Origin of the sequence: Acidiphilium cryptum JF-5, from assembly GCF_000016725.1 — a bacterium.
GTDB lineage: Bacteria > Pseudomonadota > Alphaproteobacteria > Acetobacterales > Acetobacteraceae > Acidiphilium > Acidiphilium multivorum.
Map to the genome: position 1 here is coordinate 2,146,179 of NC_009484.1, position 13,983 is coordinate 2,160,161.

Annotated in this window: 13 protein-coding genes; 3 read left to right on the forward strand and 10 right to left on the reverse strand. The window is 69.1% G+C overall.

Annotation, left to right across the window (positions count from 1 at the left end; all coding sequences use genetic code 11):
- Positions 1-2: 2 nt before the first annotated feature.
- Both rplK and ACRY_RS12260 read right to left on the reverse strand, forming a co-directional pair.
- Positions 3-437, reverse strand: coding sequence for a 50S ribosomal protein L11 (rplK, locus tag ACRY_RS12255; RefSeq protein ID WP_007424163.1), 435 nt, complete (start codon positions 435-437; stop codon positions 3-5).
- 209 nt (positions 438-646) lie between these two features.
- Positions 647-1,300 carry an OmpW/AlkL family protein gene (locus tag ACRY_RS12260; protein WP_231295249.1) on the reverse strand — a complete coding sequence of 218 codons (654 nt, stop codon included), beginning with the start codon at positions 1,298-1,300 and terminating at the stop codon, positions 647-649.
- Positions 1,301-1,494: 194 nt separating this feature from the next.
- Between ACRY_RS12260 and ACRY_RS12265 the strand changes: the two genes are divergently transcribed.
- A complete protein-coding gene (locus ACRY_RS12265) occupies positions 1,495-2,475 on the forward strand; it encodes an aldo/keto reductase (protein WP_007424161.1) in 981 nt (326 codons plus the stop codon).
- Positions 2,476-2,557: 82 nt separating this feature from the next.
- Here the strand turns inward: ACRY_RS12265 and gltX are convergent, their stop codons facing one another.
- From gltX to ACRY_RS12290, 5 genes are all read right to left on the reverse strand, one after another.
- On the reverse strand, positions 2,558-3,958 hold the full coding sequence (gene gltX, locus ACRY_RS12270; RefSeq protein WP_012039726.1) for a glutamate--tRNA ligase: 1,401 nt from the start codon (positions 3,956-3,958) through the stop codon (positions 2,558-2,560).
- Between the two features lie 39 nt (positions 3,959-3,997).
- Positions 3,998-4,840, reverse strand: a complete 843-nt coding sequence (locus ACRY_RS12275) for a TIGR01459 family HAD-type hydrolase (RefSeq protein WP_007424159.1) — start codon at positions 4,838-4,840, stop codon at positions 3,998-4,000.
- Positions 4,837-5,901, reverse strand: coding sequence for a quinone-dependent dihydroorotate dehydrogenase (locus ACRY_RS12280; protein WP_012039727.1), 1,065 nt, complete (start codon positions 5,899-5,901; stop codon positions 4,837-4,839). The genes ACRY_RS12275 and ACRY_RS12280 overlap by 4 nt, the downstream gene beginning before the upstream one ends.
- Complete coding sequence (locus ACRY_RS12285) at positions 5,901-6,344, reverse strand: hypothetical protein (protein WP_007424334.1); 444 nt, start codon at positions 6,342-6,344, stop codon at positions 5,901-5,903. The genes ACRY_RS12280 and ACRY_RS12285 overlap by 1 nt, the downstream gene beginning before the upstream one ends.
- 168 nt (positions 6,345-6,512) lie before the next feature.
- Positions 6,513-7,358 carry a fumarylacetoacetate hydrolase family protein gene (locus ACRY_RS12290; protein ID WP_007424336.1) on the reverse strand — a complete coding sequence of 282 codons (846 nt, stop codon included), beginning with the start codon at positions 7,356-7,358 and terminating at the stop codon, positions 6,513-6,515.
- A 195-nt stretch (positions 7,359-7,553) separates the two neighbouring features.
- Here ACRY_RS12290 and ACRY_RS12295 point away from each other — a divergent pair, with 195 nt between their 5' ends.
- Positions 7,554-8,879, forward strand: a complete 1,326-nt coding sequence (locus ACRY_RS12295; RefSeq protein ID WP_012039728.1) for an aspartate aminotransferase family protein — start codon at positions 7,554-7,556, stop codon at positions 8,877-8,879.
- A gap of 37 nt (positions 8,880-8,916) precedes the next feature.
- Positions 8,917-10,347: an NAD-dependent succinate-semialdehyde dehydrogenase gene (locus ACRY_RS12300; protein WP_007424338.1), complete on the forward strand. Its 1,431-nt coding sequence runs from the start codon at positions 8,917-8,919 to the stop codon at positions 10,345-10,347.
- 22 nt (positions 10,348-10,369) lie between these two features.
- Here ACRY_RS12300 and ACRY_RS12305 read toward each other — a convergent pair whose 3' ends face one another.
- From ACRY_RS12305 to ACRY_RS12315, 3 genes are read right to left on the reverse strand one after another with little or no spacing between them, the layout of a single operon-like run.
- Complete coding sequence (locus ACRY_RS12305) at positions 10,370-11,167, reverse strand: S49 family peptidase (protein WP_012039729.1); 798 nt, start codon at positions 11,165-11,167, stop codon at positions 10,370-10,372.
- The gene (locus tag ACRY_RS12310; RefSeq protein ID WP_007424340.1) at positions 11,164-11,589 is read right to left on the reverse strand and encodes a DUF1489 family protein; all 426 of its coding nucleotides are present in this window, start codon (positions 11,587-11,589) and stop codon (positions 11,164-11,166) included. The genes ACRY_RS12305 and ACRY_RS12310 overlap by 4 nt, the downstream gene beginning before the upstream one ends.
- On the reverse strand, positions 11,586-13,898 hold the full coding sequence (locus tag ACRY_RS12315) for a xanthine dehydrogenase family protein molybdopterin-binding subunit (RefSeq protein WP_012039730.1): 2,313 nt from the start codon (positions 13,896-13,898) through the stop codon (positions 11,586-11,588). The genes ACRY_RS12310 and ACRY_RS12315 overlap by 4 nt, the downstream gene beginning before the upstream one ends.
- Positions 13,899-13,983 lie beyond the last annotated feature (85 nt).

Below are 13,983 nucleotides of genomic sequence, written 5' to 3' on the forward strand. Positions count from 1 at the left end.
GATCAGCCCTCCACCACCGAAAGGCCCATCGAGCGGGCCGAACCGACCAGCATGCGCACCGCGCCGTCGACGTCGTTCGCGTTCATGTGCACCATCTTGGTCTGGGCGATCTCGCGCAGCTGGCTCATCGTCACCTTGCCGACGGTGGCGCCCTTGCCGGTCGCGGTCGAACCCTTCTGGATGCCCGCGGCCTTCTTGAGGAAATAGGTGTTCGGCGGCGTCTTGGTGATGAAGCTGAAGGTGCGGTCGGCATAGGCGGTGATCACCACCGGCACCGGCATGCCCACTTCCATCCCCTGCGTGGCCGCGTTGAAATCCTTGCAGAACTGCATGATGTTGAGGCCGCGCTGGCCGAGCGCGGGGCCGACGGGCGGCGACGGATTCGCCTTGCCCGCAGGAATCTGCAGCTTGATATAGCCGACGACTTTCTTCGCCATGAGGCGCACTCCTGATCCGAAGGCGTGCCGCCGGGCGAGCCCGGAACACGCCAATGGACCGCGGTTCCAACGGCCCAGCCACCCGTGGCCGAGCCTCCCGCGTTCCAATTGAGAGGCGCGCTATACAGGGCGGCGGCGCGTCTGTCGAGTCGGGAAGCGCGCCTCGGGCCGGCGTCAACGCCAGCGGGCGCCGGCCCGTGCGGTGCGGTTCAGAACCGGTAGCCGATGCCGGCGCCGACAATCGTCGGGTTGATCGCGGCATGCGCGACGATCGTGCCATGGCCGACGCTCGCCCGCGTGCCGGCGAAGATCTGCTTGACCACGAAGTTCGCATACCAGCGTCCCTGCACGTGCCAGTCGAACCCGGCCTCGATCGCCGGGCCGATGCCCGTGCGGTAGGTTACCGAGTCGAGCCCGAGGGACTTGAGGTCGGAGGCGGTACTCTGGCCGTAATAGAACAGGACCGACAGGCCGGCACCGACATAGGGGACGAAATCCCCCATGCCGCCGAAATGGTATTGCAGTGTGACGGTGGGCGGCAGCACCCAGACGCTGCCCACCTTCACCGTGCCGAGCGCCGAGCCGGTGACCTCGACATTGTGGCGCGAGGTGCCGGCGATCGCCTCCACCGCGATGTGGGGCGTGAAGAAATAGGAGAGGTCGATCTCGGGAATCACGGTGTCCGACGCCTTCACATGACCGCCGATGACCGATACGTCGCTCGATGAATTGCGCGGCAGGACGCCATCCGCCCGCAGGCGGACGAGGATGTCGCCGGCGTGAAAGCCGGTCGGGCCAGTCACCTGTGCGGCGGCCGGCAGCGCCGAGGCGAGGAGCAACGCGGCGACGCCGGCAGCCGTCATGCAAGCCTTCATGATGGTCGGATCCTTCTCGAAGTGCCGGCGCACGGCGCGCCGGGCATGGCACCATGTTGCTGCACCGCAACAAGCCGAACCTTGATCGGGATCAAGGACAAGTTGCGCCATTGGCCGGCACGGGGCTGCATGACGGGGCGGAACGCCCCATATGGGCGGCGGATCAACTGACGGAGAGACGCATGAAGACAAGGAAACTCGGATCACTCACGGTTTCCGCCCTGGGCCTCGGCTGCATGGGCATGTCGGATTTCTATGGCGGACGCGACGAGGCGGAAGCGCGTGCGACGTTGGAGCGCGCGCTGGAACGCGGCATCACCTTCTTCGATTCCGCCGACATGTACGGCTTTGGCGACAACGAGCGCCTGCTGTCGGATTTCGTGAAGGCGAACCGGAGCAGGATCGTACTCGCGACCAAGTTCGGCAATGAATTCACCGAGGACCGGCAGCGGGTCGGCATCAACGGGCGGCCCGACTATGTGCGCCGCGCCTGCGACGCCTCGCTCAAGCGGCTCGGGATCGACACGATCGATCTCTACTATCAGCATCGCGTCGATCCGAACGTGCCGATCGAGGAGACGGTGGGCGCGATGGCGGACCTCGTGAAGGCCGGCAAGGTGCGGCATCTCGGCCTGTCCGAGGCGGCGCCGGCCACGATCCGCCGGGCGCACAAGGTCCATCCGATCACCGCGCTGCAGACCGAGTATTCGCTCTGGTCGCGCGAGCCGGAGGGCGAGATTCTCGCCACCGTGCGCGAGCTCGGAATCGGCTTCGTGCCCTATTCGCCGCTCGGCCGCGGCTTCCTGACCGGGGCGATCGCAAGGCCCGAGGATCTCGCCGCCGATGACTGGCGGCGCCACGCCCCACGCTTCCAGGGCGAGAATTTCGCGAAGAATCTCGAACTGGTCGGGAAGGTGAAGGCGCTTGCGGCGGAGAAGAAGTGCACCGCCGGGCAACTCGCGCTGGCCTGGGTGCTGGCGCAGGGCGAGGACATCGTGCCGATTCCGGGCACCAAGCGGCGGGCCTATCTCGACGAGAATATCGGCGCGCTCGACGTGACGCTGACGCCGGAAGACCTCGCCGCGATCGAGCGGATCATGCCGGCGGATGCGGTGGCGGGAACGCGCTATCCGGAAGCGGGGCTGAAGGCGGTCAATCGCTGATGTTCCGTTCCCTCCCCGGCTGAAACGCGAATGGCGGGCGGCCTTGCGGCGCCCGCCATTTTTTCGGGCGGCAACGGCGGCGCTATTCGCCGAGGACGGAAAAGATCCGCTTGCGGACCTCGATCGGGCCGAGCGCTTCCATCACCGCGTCGATCGGCGGGCTGACGGTGCTGCCGGTCAGCGCCGCGCGGAGCGGCTGGGCAATGGCGCCGAGCTTTTTCTCCTCGCGCTCGGCATAGGCCTTCATCGCCTCGTGCAGCGCCGCCTTCGAGAAATCGGTCTTGTCGAAATCGAGCAGCAGGGCGGCGAGGTCGTCGCGCGCCGCCTCGGTGAGCAGGGCTTCGGCCTTCTCGGTCATCGGCAGCGGCGCCTCACGAACGACGAACAGGGCGGATTCCGCCAGTTCGGCCAGGGTGCGGGCGCGGTCCTTCAGCCCCGGCATCAGCATCGCGATGCGGCCCGCCGCCTCGGTGCTCACCGGAAAACCGTGATCGCGTTCGAGCCGGGCGACGACATCGGCGGCAAGGCGTTCGTCCTCGGCGGCGCGGAGGAAGACGGCGTTGACGTGGAGCAGCTTGGCATAGTCCATCCGGCTCGCGGCGCGGCCGACGCCATCGAGGTCGAACAGCGCGACCTGCTCCTCGCGGGGCAGGATCTCCGCATCGCCATGGCCCCAGCCGAGGCGGAGCAGGTAGTTGCAGAGCGCCTCGGGCAGATAGCCCTCGTCGCGGAACTGCAGGACCGAGACGGCGCCGTGACGCTTCGAGAGTTTCGCACCGTCCGCGCCGTGGATCAGGGGGATATGGGCGAAATTCGGCCGCGCCCAGCCCATCGCGTCGTAGATCTGGGCCTGGCGGAACGTGTTGGTCAGATGGTCGTCGCCGCGGATGACATGGGTGATGCCCATGTCGTGGTCATCCACCACGACGGCGTGCAGATAGGTCGGCGTGCCGTCGGAGCGCAGCAGGATCATGTCGTCCAGCTCGGCGTTCTTCACCCGCACCTCGCCCTGGACGAGATCGTGGATCACGGTCTCGCCCTCGCGCGGGGCGCGCAGGCGGATGACGGGATCGACGCCGGCCGGCGCTTCGGCCGGATCGCGGTCGCGCCAGCGCCCGTCATAGCGGAACGGCTTTTTGCTCCGCTCGGCCTCGGCGCGCATCTCGGCAAGCTCCTCGCGGGAGCAGTAGCAGCGATAGGCCTGGCCGGCGGCGAGCATCTGCTCGGCCACCTCGCGATGGCGGGCATAGCGGGTCGATTGATAGACCGGCGGTTCGTCGGGCTTCAGGTCGAGCCAGTCGAGCGCGTCGAGGATGACCTTCGTTGCCTCGGGCGTGCTGCGCTCGCGATCGGTATCCTCGACGCGGAGCAGGAACTGGCCGCCGTGATGGCGGGCGAAGAGATAGTTGAACAGGGCGGTGCGGGCGCCGCCGATATGGAGCATGCCGGTGGGCGACGGCGCGAAACGGACGCGGATTGTCATGACCCCGGCGCTATCACGAAACGGCGCGGGGATGAACCCTTACCAGCGGAACCCGCCGATGATGGCGCGCGGATCGAGCCCGGCGGCCGCGCAATCGGCCCGCGCCTCGGCCGGCGTGGCGACGTGGATGCCGGACAGCACGAGCACCGAGGCGATGCCGGCCGCCTTCGCGCCGGCGATGTCGGTGCGCAGCGAATCTCCGAACGCGATGGTCCGGCCAGGTTCGGTGCCGAGCAGGTCGAGGGTCGGGCGATAGACGGCGGGATCGGGCTTGCCCCGCCAGATCACCCGCCCGCCCCAGGCGGCGTAGCGCTGGGCGAGCGTGCCGGCACAGATGATGCGGCGCCCGTCGCGAATCACCTCCAGGTCCGGGTTGGCGCAGACCATCGGCAACCCGGCCCCGAGGGCCTCACGCAGCAACGGATCGAAGGCGGCGGGATCGTCGGGCGGCGCGAGATCGTCCGGGCCGGTGTTGAGCAGGAAATCGGCGGCGCCGGGGCGGTCGGCCTCGGCGAGGCCGAGATCATCGAACAGGTTGCGGTCACGCGGCGGGCCGAGATGGAACAGACGGTCGCCCAGGGCCGCGAAATCGGGCTCGGTGCGTGAGACCAGCGCAGCGCGGACGGCTTCGCCGCTGGTCATGATGCCGTCGTATAGCTCGGGGCCGATGTCCATCGCGGCCAGGGCGGCGGCGACCGGCGCGGTGCGGCGGGGCGCGTTGGAGAGGAAGACGACGCGCTTGCCGGCCTCGCGCAGGTGGCGCAGGCAGGCGGGAACGCCGGGATAGGGGCGCACGCCGTCATGCACCACGCCCCAGAGATCGACGATGAAGCCGTCGTGATCATGGGCGAGGGTTTCGACGCTCATCGTATCGGCGGTCATGGAGCGATCTCCGCGAGGCGGTCGGCATCGCGGCCGACGAGCTCGGCGAGGGTGGCGGCGCCGTACTGGTCGAGCAGGGCGGACAGGCCGGCGGCGAGGCGGGGCAGCAATGACGGCCCCTGATAGACGAAGGCGGTATAGACCTGCACGAGGCTGGCGCCGGCGCGGAACTTGGCGAGGGCCTGTTCCGGCGTCGCCACGCCGCCGACGCCGATCAGCAGAAGCCGGTCGCCGGCGAGCAGGCGGACGCGGGCGAGCATGCGCGTCGACCGGTTGAACAGCGGCGCGCCGGACAGGCCGCCGGCCTCGCCGCGCGCCGCGCCGCGCAGGCTCTCGGGCCGGGCGAGCGTGGTGTTGCTGACGATCAGCCCGGCCACCGCGCGGCCGATCGCCATGTCGACCAGCTCGGGCAGCGCCGCCTCGTCGAGATCGGGGGCCAGCTTGACGAAGAGCGGCGGCGCGTTGGGCACGGCGGCGCGGATCGCGTCGAGGATCGCGGCCAGACGGTCGGCGGCCTGCAGGTCGCGCAGGCCAGGCGTGTTCGGCGAAGAGACGTTGATCGCGACGTAGTCGGCATGCGGGGCGACCGCGGCGACCAGGGCGGGGTAGTCGGCCAGCGGATCGGCGCCCTCCTTGTTGATGCCGAGATTGGCGCCGAGCGCCGTGAGCGCGCGGTCAGCCCTGGCAAGGCGGGCGGCGAAACCCTCGATCCCGAGATTGTTGAAGCCCATGCGGTTGATCAGCGCGCCGTCATCCTCGAGGCGGAACAGGCGGGGCTTCGGATTGCCCGGCTGCGGCCGGCGGGTGACGGTGCCGGCCTCGACGAAGCCGAAGCCGAGGCGGGACAGGCCGGCGAGGGCGGCGGCGTTCTTGTCGAACCCGGCGGCGAGGCCGATCGGCAGGGCGATGGTCCGTCCGAAGGCCGGCATGGCGAGGCGCGGATCGGCGGGAACACGCTGCCTTCCGGCGAGGCCGAGGCGCAGCGCCGCAATGGCGGCGTTGTGCGCCGTCTCCGGTTCGAGAAGGCGCAGCGCGGCCGTCGCCAGATCAGCGACGGGCATTACTTCGCGAAGACCACGATCTCGGGTGTTGCGGGCGGCGGTACCGCGTGCAGCGGCGCCGAGGCGCCGAGCGAGACGTGATCGGGCGCGACACCGTCGGCGACGATGGCATCCGCGACCTGGGCCGCGCGCGGCGCGAGGCGCGCCATCGCCATTTCGGCGGCGGCGGGACCGCCCGCCGTCGGGCCGGTGACATAGACGCGGAAGCGCGCCTTGGGATTGATCTTCAACGCGGCATCCACCGCGTATTTCACCGATGGCGACCAGATTTCCGTGGATTCGGGGATGGTGACCAGCGGCAGGCGGCCGTTGAAGCTGGTGAGGGCCGCAACGTCGACCAGCGACGGCGCCCCGGCATAGGGTCCGGGCGTTCTTCGGCCGGGCACGGCACAGCCGGCGAGAATCGCGGGGAGGAGAACAAGGGTGAGGGTCGAGCGGCGCATGATCGGCCTTTACTGAAGCTTGGCCCCGGCGGCAATGGCAGGAGAATTAACGAAAATCCAGATCGCGCGGCACGGCGTCCGGATGGCCGGGCCCGGTGCCGCCGGGGTGCAATACAGCCCGCGCGCGGCACCGGGCAATCCGGCCTTTCCGGTCATGCCGGGCGCGAATCAGCCGCCGGTCGTCTTCTGCGTCTGCTCGCCAAGCCCGGCGATGCCGAGGCGCACGGTCTGGCCGGGCCGCAGGAAGACCGGCTCAGGCTTGATGCCCATGCCGACGCCGGGCGGTGTGCCGGTGGCGATGATGTCACCGGGTTCGAGCCGGATGAAGCGGCTGACATAGGAGACCAGCGTCTTCACGCCGAAGATCATCGTCCGCGTGTTGCCGTTCTGCATCCGCTTGCCGTCGACCTCGCACCAGAGATCGAGAGCCTGCGGATCGGGCACCTCGTCGCGGGTGACGAGGAAGGGGCCGGTCGGGCCGAAGCTCGGGCAGCCCTTGCCCTTGTCCCACGTGCCGCCGCGGCGGATCTGGTATTCGCGTTCGCTGACATCGTTGACCACGCAGTAGCCGGCGACGTGATCGAGCGCCGCGTCCTCGGCGATATGGGAGCCGCCGGTGCCGATGATCACGCCGAGTTCGACCTCCCAGTCCGTCTCCTTCGAGCCGGGCGGGATCACGATATCGTCGTTCGGGCCCGAATACGCGCTGCCGGCCTTGAGGAAGATGATCGGCTCCTCCGGCACCTTGAGCCCGGATTCGGCCGCATGGTCGGCATAGTTGAGGCCGATGCAGATGAAATTGACCGGCCGGGGAACCGGCGCGCCGATCCGCGTGCCGGCGGGCACCAGCGGCAGCGTCGCGGCGTCGAGCGCGGCGAGGCGCGCAAGCCCGGCATCGGAGAGAACGGTGGCGTCGATTTCGGCAATGACGCCGGAGAGGTCGCGCAGCGCGCCGGAGGCATCGACAATTCCCGGACGTTCGGCGCCGCTGGCGCCATGCCTGAACAGTTTCATATATTTAAACTCCCATTATAGTCGAGCACCGCTTTTAGGCCCGGCGGCGGCGCGGGCCAAGGGGCGGCGAAACGACGGTGATGTGTTCAGGATAATCGACAGACTGTCACGAAACGGCACATCAACCGCCAGGCTTGCGCGTGTTCCGATTAAAATAATAAGCTGACGATATTTCCTTTCTGCGAGGACCGTTCCATGAACCAGCCCGCTTCGCGCTCGAACGAGCCGCTGATCCATCACTGGATGCCCTTCACCGCCAACAAGCAGTTCCATGATGCGCCGCGCATCATCGCCCGCGCCGAGGGGGTGCATTACTGGAATACGGCGGGCGAGAAGCTGCTGGACTCGGTCTCCGGCCTCTACACCACGCCGGCCGGACACGGGCGGCGCGAGATCCGCGACGCGGTGGCGCGGCAGCTCGAGGAGCTGGATTACGCGCCGGCCTTCCAGTTCGGCGTGCCCGGCTCGTTCCGGCTGGCCACCGAACTGGCGCAGATGCTGCCCGCCGGGCTGAACCGCGTGTTCTTCGCCGGCTCGGGATCGGAAGCGGTCGAATCCGCGCTCAAGGTCGCGATCCAGTATCACCGCGTGCGCGGCCAGGGGCAGCGGCAGCGGATCATCGGCCGGGCGCGCGGCTATCACGGGGTCAATTTCGGCGGCTGGTCGGTCGGCGGCATGGTGAAGAACCGCGAGGCATTCGGCCTCGGCCTGCCGGGTGTCGCGCATATGCGGCACACGCACATCCCCGAGAACCGCTTCCAGATGGGCCAGGGCGAGCATGGCGGCGTCGATCTCGCCGACGATCTGCAGCGCATGATCGATCTCTATGGCGCCGACACCATCGCCGCCTGCATCGTCGAGCCGATCGCGGGATCGACGGGCGTGCTGGTGCCGCCGAAGGGCTATCTGGAGCGGCTGCGCGAGATCTGCACGAAGCACGGCATCCTGCTGATCTTCGACGAGGTGATCTGCGGCTTCGGCCGCACCGGCGCGCCCTTCGCGGCGGATGCGTTCGGCGTGGTGCCGGACATGCTGACCATGGCCAAGGCGATCACCAACGGCAACATCCCGATGGCCGCCGTCGCCGTGCGGGAAGACGTGCAGCAGGCGATTCTCGATGCCGCCGGGCCGGAGGCGGTGGAGTTCTTCCACGGCTACACCTATTCGGCGCATCCGGTGGCCTGCGCCGCCGCGCTGGCGACGCTGAAGATTTTCCGCGAGGATGACCTGTTCGCGCGCGGCGCGGCGCTGGCGCCGAAATTCCTCGAACGCATCGCGGCACTGCGCGACGTCCCGATCGTCATCGACACCCGCGGTTTCGGCCTGCTCGGCGCGGTCGATCTCGCGCCCGAGGGCGGGCCGGGCAAGCGTGGCTTCGCCGTGCTGCGCCGCGCCTTCGAACAGGGGTTGGTGCTGCGGGTTGCCGGCGATACGGTGATCTTCGCCCCGCTCTTCATCACCACCGACGACCAGCTCGACGAGATGTTCGACAAGCTGCGCAAGGTGCTGGCCACCGTCTGAACCGGCGGCCAGACAGGACACAGAGACAGGATCATAGATGTACAAGGACGTTTTGCTGCATATCGGCGGGGCATGGACGAAATCCGCCTCGGGCCGCACGCTCGACGTGATCAACCCGGCGACCGAGGAGGTGATCGGCACCGCCGCCCATGCGGGGCGCGAGGATCTCGACGCCGCGATCGCAGCGGCGGAGGCTGGCTATGCGACCTGGCGGGCGACGCCGGCATTCCAGCGCGCGGCGCTGCTGCGCAAGGCCGCCGAGCTGATCCGGGCGCGGATTCCCGAGATCGCCACGATCATGACGATGGAACAGGGCAAGCCGCTCGCCGAGGCGAAGGGCGAAACCACGGTCGCCGCCGACGTGATCGACTGGTTCGCCGAAGAGGCGAAGCGCACCTATGGCCGGGTGATCCCGGCGCGGGCGGCGGGCGTCTACCAGCTCGTGGTCAAGGAGCCGGTCGGCATCGTCGCCGCCTTCACGCCGTGGAACTTCCCGATCAACCAGGCGGTGCGCAAGGTCTCGGCCGCGCTGGCCGCCGGCTGCGCGGTGATCCTGAAGGGGCCGGAGGAAACGCCGGGCGCCTGCGCCGAGCTGGTGCGCGCCTTCGCCGATGCCGGGCTGCCGCCGGGCGTGCTCAACCTCGTCTACGGCGTGCCGGCCGAGATTTCCGAATATCTGATCCCGCACCGCGCGGTGCGGAAGATCTCCTTCACCGGCTCGACCGCGGTGGGCAAGCATCTCGCCGCCCTCGCCGGGGCGCACATGAAGCGGGCGACGATGGAACTCGGCGGCCACGCGCCGGCGATCGTCTTCGAGGACGCCGATCTCGACGCGGCGGCGAAGATTCTCGCCGCCAACAAGTTCCGCAATGCCGGCCAGGTCTGCGTCGCGCCGACGCGCTTCCTCGTGCAGGAGAGCGTCTATGACGGGTTCATGGAGCGCTTCCTCGGCGCGGTCCGGAAAATCAAGGTCGGCAACGGGCTCGAGGAGGGCACGACGATGGGGCCGCTCGCCAACGAGCGCCGCATCCCGGCGATCGAGGGCTTCATCGCCGACGCGACGAAGCACGGCGCGAAGGTGGCCGAAGGCGGCGAGCGGATCGGCAACAAGGGATATTTCTTCCAGCCCACCGTGCTGACCGACATTCCGACCACGGCGCGGGTGATGAACGAGGAACCGTTCGGCCCGCTCGCGCTGGTCAACCGTTTCTCGACCTTCGAGGACGCGGTGACCGAGGCCAACCGGCTGGAATACGGCCTCGCCGCCTACGCCTATTCGCGGTCGGCCAGAACGGTGACGGCGCTGGGCGACCGCATCGAATCGGGGATGATCTCGATCAACCATCACGGCATCGCCCTGCCCGAGACGCCGTTCGGCGGCATGAAGGACAGCGGCTATGGCTGGGAAGGCGGCGCCGAGGCGATCGAGGCCTATCTCGCCACCAAGTTCGTGACCCAGGCGTCGTAGGACGCCGAAGCGACCGGGGCGCTCAGCCGAGTTTCGGCGTGAGCGCCTCGGCCTCCATCGCATTGGCGAGTTCGATCAGGCTGGAGCGGCCGAACAGCCGCAGCAGCGAGAATTTCCGCTTCGGGCCAAGAAAGACCGGCTTCGCGCGCGGGCCGCAGCGCCCGGTGATCAGGCCGCGCACATCGCCGAATCCGTCGATCAGACCGCGTGCCTTCGCCGCGCTACCCAGCATGTAGGAGCCGTCGAACACCGTGTCGTCGCCTTTCAGGGCGGCGCCGCGGCGCTCGCGCACCCACGCCTTGAAGGCATCGTGAATGTCGTCGAGCAGCGCCTGGTTGAATGCGGCGTCCCCCGGCCGTTCGGGTGAGAACGGATCGTTGCGCAGCTTGTTGGCGCCGGCGGTGACGATGCGGCGCTCGATCCCGAAGCGGCGGATCAGGTCATGCAGGCCGAAACCGCCGCCGACCACCCCGATCGAGCCGACGATCGACATCGGATTGGCGAAGATCTCGTCGCCGGCGCAGGCGATCCAGTAGCCGCCGGAAGCGCCGACATCGCCGATCACGGCGAGAACGCGCACGCCCGTCTCCTCGGCCTTGCGGCGGATGTGGCGGCCGATCAGGTCGGATTGCACCGGCGAGCCGCCGGGGCTCTCGATCGCGAGGATCAGCAGCTTCGTCCCGCCCTTGGCGAGGTCGAAACCGCGGTCGATGGCCGGAGCAAAGCGTTCGAGATTGACCGCCCCCTCGCGCGGCGAGATCAGCCCGGCAAGCCGGATCACCGGCACGCACGGGCGCGACCACGGCAGGCGGAGCGTCATGGCAGCAGCGCCAGGGCGCGCAGGTCGCGCCGCAGCGCCGGCGGCAGGTCCTCGATGCCGGAAGTGCGGCCGCCTTCCGGCAGGTCGGCCGGCGCGTCGTCCGGCGCGAGGTAGCGCCAGCCCTGGAAGGGCTTCATCGGCCGCGCCTCGACCCGGACGAGCGTGGGGTCGAGCACGAGGCCGGTGCAGCGCGTGCCGTCATCCCAGACATCCTCGGTGACGTCGAGCACACGCTGGCGAACCAGCACGGCGCCGGTGATGACCCAGTAGATCGACCCGCCATCGGTCAGCTCCGCCGCGCGCTTGGGAAAGCTGCGGGTCTGGTGGCGCAGCGGCGGATCGGCCACGGCGCGGCGGCGCTGGATCTCGGCCAGGTGGCCGGGATCCTTCACGCCGACCGCGAGCTTGACCAGGTGGATCAAGCGGCCTGCCGCGCCGAGATCGCCTGCCAGACGCGCTCGGGCGTCGCCGGCATGTCGATCTCGCGGATACCGTCGACGGCAAGCGCGTCGATCACCGCGTTGATCAGCGCCGGCGGCGAGCCGACGGCGCCGGCCTCGCCCGCGCCCTTCACGCCGAGCGGGTTCGAGGCGCAGGGCACCGAGACGAACTCCACCTCGATATCCGGCAGGTCGTCGGCGCGGGGCAGCGCATAGTCCATCAGACTGCCGGCGACGAGCTGGCCCGACTCCGGGTCGTAGGCGGTGTTCTCCAGCAGCGCCTGCCCGAGCCCCTGGGCGACGCCGCCATGCACCTGGCCGCGCACGATCATCGGATTCACGATGGTGCCGACATCGTCGCACACCAGATAGCGCAGCACCGAGGTGACGCCGGTTTCCGGATCGATCTCGACCTCGGCGATGTGGCAGCCGTTCGGGAAGGTGTGCTTCTCGATCTTGGCGATCTCGGCGGTATCGAGCGCGTTGCCCTGATCGCCGTGCAGGTCCGCCGCCAGGGTGATGACGTCGACCGCCCGGTCGGTGCCGACGATGCGGAACGCGCCGTCCTGGAACACGATGTCGGCCTCCGCGGCCTCCAGATGATCGGCCGCGGCCTTGCGGCCCTTTTCGAGAATGGTCGCGGTGGTCAGCGCGATGGCCTGGCCCTCGGAATAAAGGCTGCGCGCGCCGCCGGTGCCGCCACCCTGCGGAATCGTGTCGGTATCGCCCTGGCGGACGCGGATCTTGTCAGGATCGATGCCGAGCCGGTCGTTCACCAGCTGCACATAGGCGGTTTCATGGCCCTGGCCGGTGGACTGGGTGCCGACATAGACATCGACATGCCCATCCCTGGTGAAGCGGATCTCGGCGCGCTCCTCCGGCGCGCCGCCGGTCGCCTCGAGGTAATAGGCCATGCCGATGCCGCGCCGCTTGCCGGCGGCAGCCGACTTCGCGCGGCGGGCGGGGAAGCCCTTCCAGTCGATCATGTCGAGCGCATGGTCGAGCACCTTGTGGAAATCGCCCGAATCGTAGGTCTGCGCCATCGCGGTGGTGAAGGGCATGGCGCTCGCCGGCACCATGTTGATGCGGCGCAGCTCGGCGCGGTCGATCCCGAGTTCGCGGGCGGCGGCGTCGATCAGCCGCTCGACGAGATAGTTGCTCTCCGGGCGGCCGGCGCCGCGATAGGCGTCGACCGGCACGGTGTTGGTGAACACGCCGAACACCCGCGCATGGATCGCCTTCATGCCATAGACGCTGGCCAGCACCTTGGTGCCGGCGAGGGTCGGGATGAAGGGGCCGAAATTCGAGAGATAGGCGCCCATGTTCGCCGTGTCCGTCACCCGCATGGCGGTGATCCGGTGATCGGCGTCGAGCGCCAGTTCGCCGATGGTGATGTGGTCGCGCCCATGCGTGTCGGAGAGGAACGCCTCGCTGCGCTCGGAGGTCCATTTCACCGGCCGGCCCAGCTTGCGGGCGGCGTGGCAGACCATGACATGCTCGGGATAGACGAACAGCTTCATGCCGAAGCCGCCGCCGACATCCGGGGTGATGACCCGGAACTTCGCCGGCTCCACCTTGAACACGGCGCCGGCGAGGCAGTCCTTCAGCAGCCAGCCGCCCTGGGTGTTGGTGGTCAGCGTCCAGCGGCCGGACGCCGCGTCGAACTCGGCGCGGGCGGCGCGGGGCTCCAGCGAGTTGACGACGATGCGGTTGTTGACGATGCGCAGCTTCGTCACATGCGCGGCGGCGGCGAACAGCTCGTCCACCTTCGCGGCGTCGCCCACCGCCCAGTCGAAGACGCGGTTGGCCGGCGCGTCCTCATGCACGCGCGGCGCGCTGTCGGACATCGCGCTGGCCAGATCGGTGATCGAGGGCTTCGTGTCGTAGCGGACATCGACCAGCTCGGCGGCATCGCGCGCGGCCTGCGCGGTTTCGGCGACGATATAGGCCACCGGCTCGCCGACATGGCGCACCGCGCCCTGGGCGAGGGCCGGGCGATCGGCCTGGGCGCGCGGCGTGCCGTCCTGGTTCTTGATCGGCACCATGCAGGGAATCGGCGCGATGCCCTCGGCGGCGAGATCCGCGCCGGTGACGATGGCGACGACGCCCGGCACCGCGCGGGCGGCCTCGGCGTCGATCCCGGTGATCGTCGCGGCGGCGTGCGGCGAACGCAGGACGTGCAGGTGCAGCGCGCCCTCGCCCGGAACGTCGTCGGTATATTGTCCAGCGCCGCGCAGCAGCCGCGAATCCTCGACGCGCTTGACCGGCTGGGCAAGACCGAATTTCACCATGATCGATTCCTCATCTTCCAGTTGCTGACGGCGGCCGCAGCGCGCCTTCCCTGCGCTCAGGATATGGGTCGGTCGGGAAAATACA